Genomic DNA, 15,122 nt, shown 5'->3' on the forward strand with positions numbered 1-15,122 from the left:
CGGCGCTAAACGGAATTGCCAAGGCCGGGGATTTCGGTCGCGATGGCGATCATGGCGGCGGCAAAAGCATCGGCGACAGCGGCCACATCGGGGGGCATACCCGCGCGGCATGCCGCCTCGCCCGCGTTGCAGGCCGCGACCATGTCAGACAAGCCCAGATTGGCCGCACTGCCGCGCAGAAAATGAAAATCCTCCGCCGTGGCGGCGGTGGGGTCGGCGGCCATGCTCACCAGACGATCGCGCATCTCGGTCATGAAAAGATGGGCAACATCGGTAAAATCCGCAGCCCCGATATCGTTGCGCAGATCATTTAATCTGGTCCAATCGATCATATTCTTGCCTGTCTTGCCATTCGCCCTTTGGTTAGGCCCGCCCGCTTAACAAGGGCTTGCGATCTGACGCCGCGATCCATTGCATTGTCAGGTTCATCCCGCGTTAACCCGCGTGGGTGCAGGTGGGCCATCATCGCGCAAGGCAGACCGACATGTTGCATCTTCCCAACCGCCTGACATGGCCCCGCACGGATGTGGCTACTCAGCCGCCAAAGGTTCTGTTGCTTGATGATAGCCGCGCCCAGCGGATGCTTTTGCGCGCCCTTTTGCGTCGCTGGGGTCATGAGGTGGTGGAATGTGCCACGCCCGAAGCAGCCTTGGCCGCCGCGACCGATCCCGAGATCGGGCTGGTGATCAGCGATTGGGTGATGCCCGGCCTGACCGGGCCGGAATTCTGTCGCCGCCTGCGCGCGCTCAAGCGCGAGGGGTATGTTTATGTCATCTTACTCACCTCGCGCAGCGAAGATGGCGCGCTGACCGAAGGGTTGGACGCAGGGGCCGATGATTTCCTGACAAAGCCCGTGCGCCCGCCCGAATTGCGCGCGCGCCTGACTGCCGGGGAACGGATCGTGGCGATGCAGCGCGATCTGGTACAGAAAAACCAGCTTTTGTCGGGTGCTTTGGGCGAGTTGCGCACGCTTTACGACGCGCTCGACCATGATCTGGACGAGGCGCGGCGGCTGCAATGCGCCCAGATGCAAGAGCGGTTTCGCCGCTTTGGCCATGTCGATGTTTCGCTGTGGCTCAAGGCTTCGGGCCATATCGGCGGCGATATGGTCGGCTGTTTCCCGGTCGATGATCGCACGGTGGGTTTGTTTGGGCTCGATGTCTCGGGGCATGGGGTGGCGGCGGCGATGATCGCGGCGCGTGTGGCCGGTATCTTGAGTGCGGCGACCCCTGACCAGAATATCGCCCTGACCCGTGGGCGTGACGGCGCGCTTTGCGCCTTGGCCCCGCATGACGCCGCCGCAAGGTTGAACCAGATGATCTTGAACGAGATGCGGTCCGAGCGGTACTTCACCCTTGCGCTGGGCTTTCTCGATTTGCCCACGGGGCAGTTTCAACTGGTGCAGGCGGGCCATCCCCATCCGCTGATCCTGCGCGCTGATGGGCAGTGCGAATGGGTGGGCGCGGGCGGGCTTCCCATCGGGCTCATCGACGGGGCGGCCTATGACAGCACGCAGATGCAACTTGCGCCGGGTGATCGGATGCTCATCTGTTCTGACGGGTTGATCGAATGCCCCAACCCCCAGGGCCAAACGCTGGACGAGGGCGGGCTGATCGACCTTGTGCGGCAATGCGCCCATCTGCGCGGTCCACGCTTTTTCGCAGCGCTCGAGGCGGCGCTGGCGCGGTTTGCGGGAACCGCCGTGTTTCCCGACGATGTTTCGGCCGTATTGGTCGAGGTTCACGGCCCGCGCGCCTAGCGCCTGTGTTCGCCCCAGACCTGACGCAGGAAATGGCGATCACCCGACACGGCCAGACGCTCGGCTGCGACATCCCATGGCAAGAACACCGCGCTATGGCCTGCCTCGGTCGGGTCGCCACGGCGCGGCCCCAGCCGGGCGTAATAGATATGGCACAGCTTTTGGGCATGCATGTCGTATTCGGGCATGTAGACATAGCGGTGGAACATCCCCAGCCGCCGGGCTGTATGGATGCGGTAGCCGGTTTCCTCCATCACCTCGCGGTAGAGCGCGCGCAGGGGTGGCTCTCCGGGGTCGATCCCCCCGCCGGGCAGTTGCAACTCTGGCCGCGGCTCTTCTTGAAAGGTGGCAAGGATGCCGTCGCCCGCATCGATCACGGCATAGACGCCGGGGCGGGGAGTGTAGTGGCGGCCCGGCTCGGGCCAATGGCCAAAACGTCTGTTCATCGCAGCCTCATGTTGTTTGAAGCCTTGTGCCAGATGGGGCGCTTTGGGGAAATCCCCCCTCTCGCCAAAAGCGGGGCCTTGGGCTAAGGGATGGCCATGACCGAAGATCAGAACAACGCCATCCGCGCGACCGCCACCCGTGTGCTGCAAACCGAAGGTGCAGCGGTAAGTGCCATGGCCAATGCGCTTCCCGCAGATTTCGCCGATGCGGTCAGCGCGATCCTTGCCACCAAGGGGCGTGTGATCTTGTCGGGGATCGGCAAGTCCGGCCATATCGCGCGCAAGATCAGCTCGACCTTTGCATCGACCGGGACACCCTCGGCCTTTGTCCATCCGGCCGAGGCCAGCCATGGCGATCTGGGCATGGTCATGCCGGGCGATCTGACCATTTTGATCTCGAATTCCGGCGAGACCGCCGAGCTACGCGATATGGTCGCTCATGTTGCGCGTTTTGCTATTCCGATGGTGGCCATCTCGGGGCGGGCCGACAGCACCTTGATGCGCGCGGCCGATTACCGGTTGTTGCTGCCCCCCGCGCCCGAGGCTTGCGTGATCGGCATGGCGCCCACCACCTCGACCACGCTGACGCTGGCCTTGGGTGATGCGCTGGCGGTGGCGGTGATGGAACAACGCGGCTTTTTGCCGGAGAATTTCCGCACTTTCCATCCCGGCGGCAAGCTGGGCGCACAGCTTTCCAAGGTGGCGCAGCTGATGCATGCGGGTGCGGCCCTGCCGCTCGTGGCCGCTGACGCACCCATGGCCGAGACTTTGATCGTGATGAGTGAAAAAAGTTTCGGCATCGCCGGTGTCGTGGATGGCGGGCGGCTTGTTGGTGTGATCTCGGATGGCGATCTGCGGCGCAATATCGACCATCTGATGGCGCGCACCGCCGGACAGGTCGCCACCCGCAACCCGCGCGTGATCGGGGCCGATGATCTGGCGGCCGAGGCGATGGCCGTGATGTCGGCCAATCGCATCACAGCGCTTTTCGTCGTCGATGACACGGGCGCGCCTGTGGGCCTCTTGCATCTGCATGACTGCTTGCGCGCTGGGATCGCCTAAGGCGCTCAGACCCGGTAATAATCGCGGTACCATTCCACGAAACGCGCCACACCTTCGGCCACCTGCGTCTTGGGGCGGTGGCCTGTAAGGCTTTGCAACAGTGATGCATCGGCCCAAGTGGCGGGGACATCGCCGGGCTGCATCGCCATCAGGTTGCGGATCGCGGTTTTGCCTGTTGCCGCTTCAATCGCGGCGATGAAATCGGTCAGTGCGACGCTTTCGGAATTGCCGATATTGACCACGCGGTAGGGTGCGACCGGGCTTAGGCTGTCGCCCGGCGCGATATCGGCTGCACTGGCGGGGCGCTGCGGCACCGCATCGATCAATCCGATGATGCCAGCGACCAGATCGTCGATATAGGTGAAATCGCGGCGCATATCGCCGTGGTTATAGACGTCGATAGGCTGCCCTGCGAGAATCGCCTTGGTGAATTTGATCGGCGCCATGTCGGGCCGCCCCCATGGCCCGTAAACAGTGAAAAACCGGAACATCGTGACCCGAAGATCGTAAAGATGGGCGTAGCTATGGGCCATCGCCTCATTCGCCTTTTTGGTGGCGGCGTAGAACGACATCTGGGTGTCGGCCTTTTGCGTCTCGGCATAGGGCATGTCGGTATTGGCACCATAGACCGATGAGGTCGAGGCCAGAAGGCTATGTTTGGGCGGCACGGCGCGGATCGCTTCGAGCAGGCGGAAGGTGCCGATCAAATTCGCCTCGACATAGCTTTCGGGGTTGTCGATGGAATGGCGCACGCCCGCTTGGGCGGCCAGATGGATCACCGCATCGGGGCGAAAATCGGCCATCATGTCACGAAGTACGCCCGGTGCCTCGATCCGGTCGTTGACGGTGCGAAACCCGGCATTCTGCGACAGCATCGCCTGACGCCGCTCTTTCAGCGCGACGTCGTAGTAATCGGTCATGGCGTCGATGCCCAACACCTCCCAGCCGGCGGCGAGGAGTTGGCGGCTCAGGTGAAAGCCGATGAAACCCGACGAGCCGGTGACCAATGCTTTGCGTGTCATGCCCCACCCGCCATGTTCGAAACCCATTTCCACGAGCTTGCGCACATTTCATCCAGCCCCTTTTCGGTCTGAAACCCAAGCACCTCGGCCGCGCGGTCGGCGCGCGCCACGTAAATCGGCACATCGCCGGGGCGGCGGTCGGTGATCACATGGGGCAGATCGCGATTGGAAGCGCGCCGATAGGCGGCGATGACCTCAAGCACCGAGTAGCCGCGCCCGGTGCCAAGGTTCACGACATGCCCTTGGCCTGTCGACAACAGCTTTTCCAGCGAGAGCACATGGCCGCGCGCCAAATCCTCGACATGGATATAGTCGCGCACGCCGGTGCCATCTGGCGTGTCGTAATCATTGCCGAACACGCTGATACGGGGCAATTCGCCAAGCGCTACTTTGGCGACGAAAGGCATCAGATTGTTGGGAATATCGCGCGGGTCTTCGCCGATCAGCGCCGAGCCATGCGCGCCGGCCGGATTGAAATAGCGCAAGATCCCCACCGCCCATTCCGGGTTGGCGGCTTGCAGCCAGCCCAGCATTTGCTCGCCCATGATCTTGGTCTGGCCGTAAGGGTTCATTGCGCGAAAGGGGGCAGTTTCGGCTGTCGGTGCCTCATCGGGCACTCCATAGACCGTGGCGGATGAGGAAAACACCAATCGGCGGCAACCAGCCGCCTCCATCGCGTGCAACAGCGTGGTCAGCCCCCCGATATTCACATCGAAGTAATCAAGCGGGCGGGCCATGCTTTCGCCAACCGCCTTGAGCGCTGCAAAATGCACCACCGCATCGATGGCCTGCGTCTTGAATATCGCGGCCAAGGTGGCGGGGTCGCGCACATCACCCTCGATCATCTTCGTCGGTTTTCCGGTGATCTGTTCCAACCGCTCGGGCACCGCGCGGCGCGCATTCGAGAAATTGTCAAGAATCACAACATCATGCCCTGCCGCAACCAGCGCGACATGGGTGTGAGACCCGATATAGCCGGCGCCGCCGGTCAGGAGGATACGAGATGCCATGATGCCAGATGATCGTTAATTTGGCCGGACGCAAACATGCTTTGGCGGTTGGTTTCAAGGTAAAGATGCACCCAAGCGAGGGGCCGCAACGCTTTTCGCGGCACCGCATGGGCAAAGCGGCGGGGCATTTCTGCATCTTCTTTCGATAATTTATGTGACGAAAGTTGATATTGTGGCTGGGCTGCGTAAACAAGTGCGCAAGCATCTTGGGGCAGGGCGCATATGGCATATTCTCGAATTCGCGGCGTTTTGGCCTGTGCACTGATCGTTTTCGGGCTTGCGGGTTGCGAGGTTCTGCCGCGTGGTGCCGCCGTTGAGCGCGAGATTGTCAAAGCCGCCACGGGCGAGCCGACCGATTTCGCCGTGCATGCCGTGACGCGCGACTTTCTTGCTGATCTTGCGGCTTGGCCCAACCCACAGGCCGCGCATCTTGGCTGGATACCCGCCAGCGGCGGTGCGCGCACACAGGTGATCGCCGTCGGTGACACGCTCGAGATCACGATTTGGGACAGTAGCGATAGCTCGCTTTTGTCAACGCCCGGCCAGCGCGCGGTGCAGATCCAAGCGTTGGAAGTGGCACCCGATGGCACGATCTTTTTGCCCTATGTGGGTGATACGCGTGTGGCGGGGATGACGCTTCAGGTTGCGCGCCAAACCCTGCAAGAGGCGATCAACCCCATCGTGCCATCCTCGCAGGTGCAGCTTGCCATGGCCGAAGGGCGGGGCAATTCCGTCGATCTGATCGGCGGGGTCGCGGCACCCGGATCATATCCGATGCCTGATCGCAATTTCACGCTGCTTAACCTGATTGCCTTGGGTGGCGGTGTGCAAACCGCGCTGACCAATCCACAGGTCCGGCTGATCCGCGCCGGTGACATTTACGGCACATCGATTGCCCGGCTTTACGCCAATCCACAGCTTGATACGCTGCTGCGCGGTGGCGACCGGGTGATCGTGGAAGAGGATCGGCGCTATTTCCTATCGCTTGGTGCGGCCGGGCAGCAAAACCAGCATCGCTTTGTCCAAGATGAGCTAAGCGCGCTGGATGCGATCTCGATCATTGGCGGGGTGCAAAGCGGCCGGGGCAATCCGGGCGGTGTCTTGGTCTTGCGCGAATATCCCCAAAGCGCGCTGCGCCTTGACGGGGCGGGGCCAGATCAGTCGCGCGTGGTTTTCACGCTTGACCTGACATCGGCCGATGGCTTGTTCAGCGCGCGCAACTTCCACCTTGCCCAAGGTGATCTGGTGCTTGTCACCGAAAGCCCGATTACATCGGTCCAGACCATCTTTGGCCTTGTCGGCGCGGTCTTTGGGCTGGCCAATCAATCAAGCAGTTTGGCCAATTGAGGTTGAAACGCTGAAGGGGATGGCGCGCGCCTTGGGCACAAGGTCATTGATCCGCGCGATATGCGTGGGCAGGCATTTGGTCGTGAAATCATAATTCGCAACAATATGCGCCCGCGCCGCCGGACCCAAATGGGCGTAATCATCGGGGCGGGCCAGCACCGCGATCACTTGGCGGGCCAATGCATCGTGATCGTGGAAATCGACCAAGGCGGCGGTTTTGCCGTGTGTCATGATCTCGCGCACGGGTGGCGTATCTGAGGCGATGATGGTGGCACCCATCGACATCGCCTCCATGCTGGACCACGACAGCACGAAGGGCACGGTCAGGTAGATATGGGCGCGGCTCATCTGGATGATCTGCTGATAGGCATCATAGGGCACCTTGCCCAGAAAATGGACCCGGTCCCAATCGACACGGTCGCCGATCTCGCGCTCCATCTCGGCGCGGTAGCCGCCGGTGGCATCGCTGGCCTTGCCGTATGACACCTCGTTGCCGCCAATGATGAGCGCGCGCGCATTGGGCCGCTCGGCAAGGATGTGCGGCAGCGCGCGCATGAATTTGTGAAAGCCGCGCACGGGTTCCATGTTGCGCGCCATATAGGTGAAAATCTCATCCTTCCGGCTGACCGCGCGCCCCAAGCGCGACAGCGGCACCGCGGCCTGTGGGTTTGGCACCAGCCGATCTGTGCGAATCCCGTCATGGCAGACATAGATCTTGTCGTGGAAATTGGCTGGATAGGTGTCGCGCTGAAAGAATGTGGGCGATTGGCCAAGATCGACGGTTTGGAAATTGGCGAAATTCACCGCGTTGCGGGCATGCATCAAGAATGGCGCATGCTCCGAGGCGGGGAATTCCGGGTCGAAACCGACAGAACCGCCTTTGGCCAGAAAGTAATACTCGAAAAAGCCGATGATCGGCACATCGGCCCAGATTTCCTTGAGAAAGGTCAACTCGCCCCAGCCGACATGGCCAAGGATGATATCGGGCCTAAACCCCGCCGCCGCCAGTTTTTGCGCGGCAAAGGCCGCGCCCAAGCCGTTGCCGGTGCATTCCTCCCAATATTTGGTCGGCGCATAGGTCGTTTCGGCCGGTTTGTGATGCGTCGTGTATTCAATGATGCGCGCGCCATTGACGGGGGGCACGCCCTTGCGCTGGGTCAAAAAGACGATCTCATGGCCGCCTTGTGCGACAAGCCATTGAAACAAATCACGATACTGGCCGGGAAAGTTCTGGTGGACGAAGAGTATGTTCATATCGAAATATCACGTTTCTGCACTTTCGTGACATACAGCCCAAAACGCGCCCAGCGGCAAGGTGAAGCGGATATTGTCAAAGTAAATTTGGGATTGCGGCGCAGCCCTCTATATGGAACCCACGGCCCGCAGATCAGGACAACCAGCCATGACATTGACGACAAAGATCGCGTGGGACGATACCGTCTTGCCGTTTCAACTCGACCGATCCGATATCCGGGGCCGCGTCGCGCGCCTTGACCAGACGCTTGAGCGGGTCTTGGCCCAGCATGACTACCCGCCCGAGGTTGAAGCGATGGTGGCCGAGGCCGTGCTGTTGACCGCGATGATCGGGCAAACCATCAAGCTGCGCTGGAAGCTGTCGTTGCAAGTGCGGGGCGATGGGCCAATCCGCCTGATCGCGACCGATTTCTATGCCCCCAGCGAAGAGGGTGCGCCGGGCCGTATCCGTGCCTATGCCAGTTTCGACGCAACACGGCTGATCGCTGGGCAAGACCCCTTTGGCCAGATCGGTCAGGGCTATTTCGCCATTCTGCTTGATCAGGGGCGGGACACGACGCCTTATCAGGGGATCACACCCTTGTCGGGTGGCTCGCTCGCCGCTTGTGCCGAGGCGTATTTTGCCCAATCCGAACAATTGCCGACGCGCTTTGCGCTGAGTTATGGCCAAAGCAGCGCACCGGGCGAGCCGTCGCTATGGCGCGGCGGCGGGGTCATGTTGCAGCATATGCCCAAAGCCTCGCCACTGATGGGTGACGGTGCATCGGGTGAGGATGGGCTGCTGGCGGCGGTCGATCTGCTTGACGATGATGCGGCGGAAAACTGGAACCGGGCCAATATCTTGCTCGACACGGTCGAGCCGCTGGAACTGGTCGGGCCGCGCGTGGCGCCGACCGATCTGCTGTTGCGGCTGTTTCACGAGGAAGGGCCGCGCGTCTATGATGCGCTGCCGGTGGCGTTTGGCTGCACCTGTTCGGCAGAGCGGGTGCGCAACAGCCTATCGATCTATTCGGCGCGCGATATCGGCCATATGACGACCGATGATGGCCGCGTCACCGCCGATTGCCAGTTCTGTGGTGCGCATTACGAATTCGACCCCAGCACCTTGGGCTTCGAGGCGAGCGCGGGACCGGAGCAAGACAATGGACCGCAGGATTGATTTCGCGACCATGGTCGCGGCACTGCGTGAAAGCCCGCCGCAGCCCTCGTCGGATTATGAGCTGAACCCCGAGATTGTTTTGCCGCCGGGCCGGGTGCTGAAACCCGCCGCCGTGCTGATCGGGGTGGTTGGTGAGAATGTCGTGCTGACCAAGCGCGCCTCGCATCTCAAGCATCATCCGGGCCAGATCGCGCTGCCCGGCGGCAAGCTGGATGTGGGCGATGCCGATGCCGCCGCTGCCGCGCTGCGCGAAGCCCATGAAGAGATCGGCCTTGCGCCTGCGACGGTCGACATTTTGGGTGAGCTACCCGCTCATGAAACCGTAACTGGTTATAGTATTAAACCAGTTATTGCGCACATCATCCGCGATTTCCAAGCCACGCCCGAAGCAGGCGAGGTGGCCGAGGTGTTTCGCGTGCCCATCGCGCATCTGCTTGATCCGGCAAATTATCGCATCGAAGGGCGTCGCTGGCGCGGTGTGCGGCGGCGCTATTTCGTGGTGCCTTATGGCCCCTACTATATCTGGGGTGCGACGGCGCGCATTCTGAAATCCTTGGCTGACCGGGTGTCGGTATGAAGGTGGCGGCCCCATGGCTGAACGATCCGGCGACCTGCGCGGTTATGGACCTGCTGACACGTGATGGGCATGGCGCGTGGTTCGTGGGCGGGTGTGTGCGCAACGCGCTGTTGGGGCTTGAGGTTGCCGATATCGATATCGCCACCGATCTGCGGCCAGAGGATGTGATGGCATTGGCGCAAGATGCCGGGGTCAAGGTTGTGCCGACGGGCATTGACCATGGCACCGTGACGCTGATCGCGGATCACCGCCCTTTCGAGGTGACGACGCTGCGCCGCGATGTGGCGACCGATGGACGCCGCGCAACCGTTGCCTATACCGATGATGTGGCAAAGGACGCCGCGCGCCGCGATTTCACGATGAACGCGCTTTATGCCAAAGCCGATGGCACGGTGCTTGATCCGACGGGCGAGGGCTTGGCCGATCTGGCCGCGCGCCGCTTGCGGTTCATTGGCAACCCGCATGATCGGATCGCCGAGGATTACCTGCGCATCTTGCGGTTCTTTCGGTTTCACGCATGGTATGCCGATCCGAATGCCGGGATCGATGCCGAGGGTTTGGCAGCATGCGCCGCACTTGCCGATGGTTTGGGTCAGTTGTCGCGCGAAAGGGTCAGCGCCGAGATGATCAAGCTTCTTGGCGCGCCTGACCCTGCGCCAGCCGTGGCCGCGATGGCGCAAGCCGGGATCTTGGCGCGCATCCTGCCCGGTGCGATGGCGCGGATGCTGCCCATTCTCATCAGCTTTGAGGATGCGCCGCCTGATCCGATCCGGCGGCTTGCCGCCCTTGGGCCGGTCGATATTGCCGCCGATTTGCGCCTTTCGAATGCACAGATCGCGCGGCTTACAATCCTGCGCGATGGCATGAGCAGCACGACCGCACCCGATGCGCTGGCTTATCTGCATGGGGCCGATGCCGCATGGGATATTGCCGTGCTGCGCGCCAGCCAGTTCGAGACACCGATTGACCCGACCCTGCGCAGCTTGATCGCGCGCGGGGCCAGCGCTGTGTTTCCGGTCAAAGCCGCCGATCTGATGCCGCGCCTGTCGGGTGCGGCTTTGGGTCAGGCGCTCAAAGCGCTGGAGGCGCGCTGGATCGCGTCGCGCTTTACGCTCAGCCAAGCAGAGCTTTTGTCGCGCTTGCCCCAATCGGAGTGACCCTTGGACCCGCTTTACCCTTTCGTTCTCCTCGGCCTGTTCAGCCCTGGGCCGAATGTGATCTTGCTGACCGCATCGGGCGCGCGCTTTGGCTTTCGCGCGACCTTGCCGCATGTCGCGGGTGTGGTGATCGGCGTCGGGATCGTGGCGGGGATGACCGGGCTTGGCATCGGCGCGATCTTGGTGGCGCAACCGGCGTTGCAATATGCGCTCAAGGGCGCGGCTGCGGTGTGGATCGCTTGGATGGCGGTGGCGCTGTGGCGGTCATCAGCGCGGCAGGCGGATGACCAGCGCGCGCGCCCCTTTACCATGATCGAGGCGATCTTGTTTCAATGGATCAACCCCAAGCTTTGGGCCGTGGCGCTGGCCGCTGCCTCGGGCTATGCGGCGGGGCTTGGGCCATGGGGCGAGGCGCAGCGCCTTGCTTTGGCCTTTTCCGGGCTGAACTTTTTCGTCTGCTTGTTTTGGAGTTTCGCCGGCGCGCTTTTGGCCATGTTACTCAACACGCCTGCGGCATGGCGGGTCTTTGCGCGGGTCATGTCACTTGGGCTTGGCGCGGCGGCGGTGATGGTCTTTTTGTAACATGCGACCTATATGAAGCATCAAGCTTCACACGGGTGCCGCATGTTCCGCTTCTTCGAAAATCTGGTCGATCCCTACACGACCTATGTCGAGACGGACACGCCGCCGCGCCGGGTTTGGCCGTTTCTTTGGGTGTATTCCCAACCGTTTAAACGAGTCTTTGCCCTGACGGCCATCATCTCGATCTTTGTCGCCGCGGTCGAGATCGGGCTGATCTGGTACATGGGCCGTGTCGTCGATTTGATGACGAACGGCGATCCGGCCAGCCTTATGGCCGCTCATGGTTGGGAATTGATCGCCGCCGCGATCTTTATACTGACGCTTCGCCCGATGATCCAAGGGCTTCAGGTCGCGCTCCTGAACAATTCCATCTTGCCGCAATTTGGCGCGCTGATCCGCTGGCGCGCGCACAAACAGGTTTTGCGTCAATCAGTTGGCTGGTTCGAGAATGATTTTGCGGGCCGTATCGCTAACCGGATCATGCAGACGCCTGGCAGCGCTGGCGATGCAATTTTCCAGATTTTCGACGCCATCACCTTTGCCCTCGCCTATCTGATCGGGGCGGCAATCCTGCTGGCAAATGCCGATCCGCGCTTGGCTGTCCCGCTTTTGATCTGGTTCGGGCTTTACGCGCTGTTGCTGCGCTGGACGATTATCCGCATCGGCCCCGCCTCCAAGGCCAGCGCCGACGCGCGGTCCATGACGACAGGGCGGGTCGTTGACAGCTACACCAATATCCATGCGGTCAAGCTGTTCGCCCATCATGACCGCGAGTTAGATTACGCCAAGGAGGCGATAGAGGAAACGCGCCAGACCTTCGCGCGCGAGATGCGGCTGTTCACGATCATGGATGTGGCGTTGACCGCGCTGAACGGCTTGCTGATCGTGTCAGTGGTCGGTTGGGCTTTCTGGCTCTGGTCCAGCGGTGCGGCTTCGGTTGGTGCGGTCGCCGCTGCAACCGCGTTGACGCTGCGGCTCAATGCGATGACGGGTTGGATCATGTGGGCGGTCTCGACGCTGTTTCGCTCGCTGGGCGTGGTCGCCGAGGGGATGGAGACGATCACCGATCCCATCCGCCTGACCGATGCACCGGATGCGGCGACCTTGGTTATGGATCGCGGCCAGATCGATTTTGCCGCGGTTAGCCATCACTACGGGCGCGGCGCAGGCGGGCTGGACCAGTTGCAGTTGACGATTCAGCCGGGTGAAAAGCTGGGGCTTGTCGGCCGCTCGGGCGCGGGCAAATCGACCCTCGTGAAGCTTTTGCTGCGCTTTTACGATGCGGAGGCGGGGCAGATTCTGATCGATGGTCAAGATATCCGCACCGTGACCCAAGACAGTTTGCGCGCCCAGATCGGCATGGTGCAGCAAGACAGCGCGCTGTTGCACCGCTCGGTCCGCGACAACATCCTCTATGGTCGCCCCGATGCGACCGAGGCCGCGATGATCGCCGCCGCCAAGCGCGCTGAGGCGCATGATTTCATCCTCACGCTGGAAGACCTGCAAGGGCGGCGCGGCTATGACGCCCATGTGGGTGAGCGCGGCGTCAAGCTGTCGGGTGGTCAGCGCCAGCGCGTGACGCTTGCGCGCGTGATCTTGAAGAACGCACCCATCCTTGTGCTGGACGAGGCGACATCGGCGCTCGACAGCGAGGTCGAGGCCGCGATCCAAGACACGCTTTACGGCGTGATGGAGGGCAAGACCGTGATCGCCATCGCGCATCGGCTTTCGACCATCGCGCGGATGGACCGGATCGTGGTGCTGGATGGTGGGCATATCGTCGAGGCAGGCACGCATACCGAACTGCTGGCCAAGGGCGGGCTTTATGCTGGCTTTTGGGCGCGCCAATCGGGCGGGTTTCTTGGCACTGATGCGGAGGCGGCGGAATGAGCGCCCTTTTGCACCGCTTGCGCGATTGGCTGGCCGAGATGATCGACGGCTTTGCCCCCGCCAAGGGTGCGCCGCCGCGCAGCCTATGGCCCTTTATCCGCTGGTGCCTGTCTGGCACTTGGCCGGTGATCTGGCTTGCCACGCTTTTCTCGGCCTTGGCCGGCGCGATGGAGGTTATCTCGGCCTGGCTGCTTGGCATGGTGATCGATAGTGCGCTGGCCCATGGCCCGGTGGATTACTTCGCCGACAATGCCGTGCTGATTGCGGTCTATGTCGGGTTTTTCTTGCTGATCCGCCCCTTCTTGTTCGGTGCGGCGGCGGCCTTTAACGGGATCGTCATTCCGCCCAATGTCGCGCCCTTGATCCAAAGCCGTTTGCACCGCTGGTCACTGGGCCACGCGATTGGCTTTTTCGACAATGATTTCGCCGGTCGCATTGCCCAAAAGCAGATGCAGACCGCAGCGGCGCTGGTCAATGTCGTGACCGAGGCGATCAATGCCGGTGCTTTCGCGATTGCGACATTGGTGGGCGCGGTGCTGATGCTGGCCGCGATTGATTGGCGGATCGGCATGATCTTGGCCGTCTGGTCGGTGATCTATTTCTACATGATCCGCTGGTACCTGCCGCGCATCCGGTCACTGTCCAAGACGCGGGCCGCTGCACGGGCCAATGTGACGGGTCAGATCGTGGATACGATCACCAATATCAAGACCGTCAAGCTATTTGGCCATGTCGATCACGAGGATCAATCCGCCATCGCCGCCATGCAGGGGTACCGTGCCGCCGCCTTGGATTTCGGGGTGTTCTCGACCGGGTTTCGCTTTGTCTTGATGACGGCGGCGGGCGTTCTGCCCGTGGCCCTGGTGCTGTTTGGTGTGATGCTCTGGCAAGATGGGCGGGTCAGCGCGGGCGAGATTGCGGCCATTGGTGCGGTCTCAATGCGGATCGCACAGATGACGGGTTGGGTCAGTTTCACGCTGATGGCGATCTATGCCAATCTGGGCGAGATCGAGGATGGCATGCGCACCCTGACGCCGCCCCATGCGCTGGTCGATGCCCCCGACGCGGTCGATCTGCCCAAGGCGACGGGCCGCATCGTCATGTCCGGCGTGAGCTTTGCCTATGGGCGGCAATCGGGCGGTGTGGATGGGATCGATCTGACCATCGCACCGGGCCAGAAACTTGGGATTGTCGGTGCCTCGGGCGCGGGGAAATCAACCCTCGTGGCGCTTTTGCTGCGCCTTTACGAGGCCGAGGCGGGCCGCGTCTTGATCGACGGCATTGATGTGCGCCATGTCAAACAAGACAGCCTGCGCCGCCAGATCGCGATGGTCACGCAAGACACCGCCATGTTCAACCGCTCGGCCTTTGACAATATTCTTTATGGTCGGCCCGATGCGACCCCTGAAGAAGTCTATGCCGCCGCTGCCCGCGCCGAGGCCGATGTTTTCATCGCCGCCTTGGTCGATCACAAGGGGCGGCGCGGTTATGACGCCTTTTTGGGGGAGCGCGGTGTCAAGCTTTCGGGTGGTCAGCGCCAGCGCATCGCCCTTGCGCGGGCTTTTCTCAAGGATGCGCCGATCCTTGTGCTGGACGAGGCAACATCGGCCCTTGATAGCGAGGTCGAGGCCGCCATTCAGGACAGCCTGATCAAGGTGATGGAGGGCAAGACCGTGATCGCCATCGCGCATCGCCTGTCCACACTGTCGGCGATGGACCGGATCGTGGTGCTGGATCAGGGCCGCATCGTCGAGGATGGGACACATGACGCGCTTTTGGCCAAGGATGGGCTTTATGCCCGCTATTGGAACCGCCAATCGGGCGGCTTCATCGGCCTGACCGAGGCGGCAGAGTAGG

14 protein-coding genes are annotated in these 15,122 nt (G+C 62.0%); 9 read left to right on the plus strand and 5 right to left on the minus strand.

Features of this window, described 5'->3' with window-relative positions; translation table 11 throughout:
* Positions 1-5: 5 nt before the first annotated feature.
* A complete protein-coding gene (locus tag KG698_RS07200) occupies positions 6-332 on the minus strand; it encodes an Hpt domain-containing protein (RefSeq protein ID WP_213684879.1) in 327 nt (108 codons plus the stop codon).
* 152 nt (positions 333-484) lie between these two features.
* Here KG698_RS07200 and KG698_RS07205 point away from each other — a divergent pair, with 152 nt between their 5' ends.
* Entirely contained in the window at positions 485-1,759 is a 1,275-nt protein-coding gene (locus KG698_RS07205; protein WP_213684880.1) for a SpoIIE family protein phosphatase, read from the plus strand.
* Here the strand turns inward: KG698_RS07205 and KG698_RS07210 are convergent.
* The gene (locus KG698_RS07210) at positions 1,756-2,205 is read right to left on the minus strand and encodes an NUDIX domain-containing protein (protein WP_213684881.1); all 450 of its coding nucleotides are present in this window, start codon (positions 2,203-2,205) and stop codon (positions 1,756-1,758) included. The genes KG698_RS07205 and KG698_RS07210 overlap by 4 nt on opposite strands.
* Before the next feature lie 96 nt (positions 2,206-2,301).
* Here KG698_RS07210 and KG698_RS07215 point away from each other — a divergent pair, with 96 nt between their 5' ends.
* Entirely contained in the window at positions 2,302-3,267 is a 966-nt protein-coding gene (locus KG698_RS07215) for a KpsF/GutQ family sugar-phosphate isomerase (RefSeq protein ID WP_213684882.1), read from the plus strand.
* A 5-nt stretch (positions 3,268-3,272) separates the two neighbouring features.
* Here the strand turns inward: KG698_RS07215 and KG698_RS07220 are convergent, their stop codons facing one another.
* A complete protein-coding gene (locus KG698_RS07220; RefSeq protein ID WP_213684883.1) occupies positions 3,273-4,289 on the minus strand; it encodes an NAD-dependent epimerase/dehydratase family protein in 1,017 nt (338 codons plus the stop codon).
* The gene (gene galE / locus KG698_RS07225; RefSeq protein WP_213684884.1) at positions 4,286-5,299 is read right to left on the minus strand and encodes a UDP-glucose 4-epimerase GalE; all 1,014 of its coding nucleotides are present in this window, start codon (positions 5,297-5,299) and stop codon (positions 4,286-4,288) included. The genes KG698_RS07220 and galE overlap by 4 nt, the downstream gene beginning before the upstream one ends.
* Before the next feature lie 222 nt (positions 5,300-5,521).
* Between galE and KG698_RS07230 the strand changes: the two genes are divergently transcribed.
* Positions 5,522-6,646: a polysaccharide biosynthesis/export family protein gene (locus KG698_RS07230; RefSeq protein WP_213684885.1), complete on the plus strand. Its 1,125-nt coding sequence runs from the start codon at positions 5,522-5,524 to the stop codon at positions 6,644-6,646.
* Here the strand turns inward: KG698_RS07230 and KG698_RS07235 are convergent.
* On the minus strand, positions 6,626-7,900 hold the full coding sequence (locus tag KG698_RS07235; RefSeq protein ID WP_213684886.1) for a glycosyltransferase: 1,275 nt from the start codon (positions 7,898-7,900) through the stop codon (positions 6,626-6,628). The genes KG698_RS07230 and KG698_RS07235 overlap by 21 nt on opposite strands.
* A 148-nt stretch (positions 7,901-8,048) precedes the next feature.
* Between KG698_RS07235 and KG698_RS07240 the strand changes: the two genes are divergently transcribed.
* The 6 genes from KG698_RS07240 to KG698_RS07265 are packed head-to-tail and all read left to right on the plus strand — an operon-like array spanning position 8,049 to position 15,121.
* Positions 8,049-9,059: an Hsp33 family molecular chaperone HslO gene (locus KG698_RS07240; RefSeq protein ID WP_213684887.1), complete on the plus strand. Its 1,011-nt coding sequence runs from the start codon at positions 8,049-8,051 to the stop codon at positions 9,057-9,059.
* On the plus strand, positions 9,043-9,636 hold the full coding sequence (locus tag KG698_RS07245) for a CoA pyrophosphatase (RefSeq protein WP_300983155.1): 594 nt from the start codon (positions 9,043-9,045) through the stop codon (positions 9,634-9,636). The genes KG698_RS07240 and KG698_RS07245 overlap by 17 nt, the downstream gene beginning before the upstream one ends.
* Entirely contained in the window at positions 9,633-10,793 is a 1,161-nt protein-coding gene (locus KG698_RS07250) for a CCA tRNA nucleotidyltransferase (RefSeq protein WP_213684888.1), read from the plus strand. The genes KG698_RS07245 and KG698_RS07250 overlap by 4 nt, the downstream gene beginning before the upstream one ends.
* Positions 10,794-10,796: 3 nt before the next feature.
* A complete protein-coding gene (locus tag KG698_RS07255) occupies positions 10,797-11,375 on the plus strand; it encodes a LysE family translocator (RefSeq protein WP_213684889.1) in 579 nt (192 codons plus the stop codon).
* A 42-nt stretch (positions 11,376-11,417) separates the two neighbouring features.
* The gene (locus KG698_RS07260) at positions 11,418-13,265 is read left to right on the plus strand and encodes an ABC transporter ATP-binding protein (protein ID WP_213684890.1); all 1,848 of its coding nucleotides are present in this window, start codon (positions 11,418-11,420) and stop codon (positions 13,263-13,265) included.
* Positions 13,262-15,121, plus strand: a complete 1,860-nt coding sequence (locus KG698_RS07265) for an ABC transporter ATP-binding protein (protein WP_213684891.1) — start codon at positions 13,262-13,264, stop codon at positions 15,119-15,121. The genes KG698_RS07260 and KG698_RS07265 overlap by 4 nt, the downstream gene beginning before the upstream one ends.
* The last annotated feature ends 1 nt before the right edge of the window (position 15,122 follow it).

Origin of the sequence: Roseicyclus sp., assembly GCF_018402035.1 — a bacterium.
GTDB lineage: Bacteria > Pseudomonadota > Alphaproteobacteria > Rhodobacterales > Rhodobacteraceae > Roseicyclus.

Coding starts and splice junctions, on each gene's coding strand:
- KG698_RS07245 (WP_300983155.1), top strand. CDS start 9,043: ATGGACCGCAGGATTGATTTCGCGACCATGGTCGCGGCACTGCGTGAA.
- KG698_RS07230 (WP_213684885.1), top strand. CDS start 5,522: ATGGCATATTCTCGAATTCGCGGCGTTTTGGCCTGTGCACTGATCGTT.
- KG698_RS07205 (WP_213684880.1), top strand. CDS start 485: ATGTTGCATCTTCCCAACCGCCTGACATGGCCCCGCACGGATGTGGCT.
- galE (WP_213684884.1), bottom strand. CDS start 5,299: ATGGCATCTCGTATCCTCCTGACCGGCGGCGCCGGCTATATCGGGTCT.
- KG698_RS07200 (WP_213684879.1), bottom strand. CDS start 332: ATGATCGATTGGACCAGATTAAATGATCTGCGCAACGATATCGGGGCT.
- KG698_RS07215 (WP_213684882.1), top strand. CDS start 2,302: ATGACCGAAGATCAGAACAACGCCATCCGCGCGACCGCCACCCGTGTG.
- KG698_RS07235 (WP_213684886.1), bottom strand. CDS start 7,900: ATGAACATACTCTTCGTCCACCAGAACTTTCCCGGCCAGTATCGTGAT.
- KG698_RS07210 (WP_213684881.1), bottom strand. CDS start 2,205: ATGAACAGACGTTTTGGCCATTGGCCCGAGCCGGGCCGCCACTACACT.
- KG698_RS07265 (WP_213684891.1), top strand. CDS start 13,262: ATGAGCGCCCTTTTGCACCGCTTGCGCGATTGGCTGGCCGAGATGATC.
- KG698_RS07250 (WP_213684888.1), top strand. CDS start 9,633: ATGAAGGTGGCGGCCCCATGGCTGAACGATCCGGCGACCTGCGCGGTT.
- KG698_RS07240 (WP_213684887.1), top strand. CDS start 8,049: ATGACATTGACGACAAAGATCGCGTGGGACGATACCGTCTTGCCGTTT.
- KG698_RS07220 (WP_213684883.1), bottom strand. CDS start 4,289: ATGACACGCAAAGCATTGGTCACCGGCTCGTCGGGTTTCATCGGCTTT.
- KG698_RS07260 (WP_213684890.1), top strand. CDS start 11,418: ATGTTCCGCTTCTTCGAAAATCTGGTCGATCCCTACACGACCTATGTC.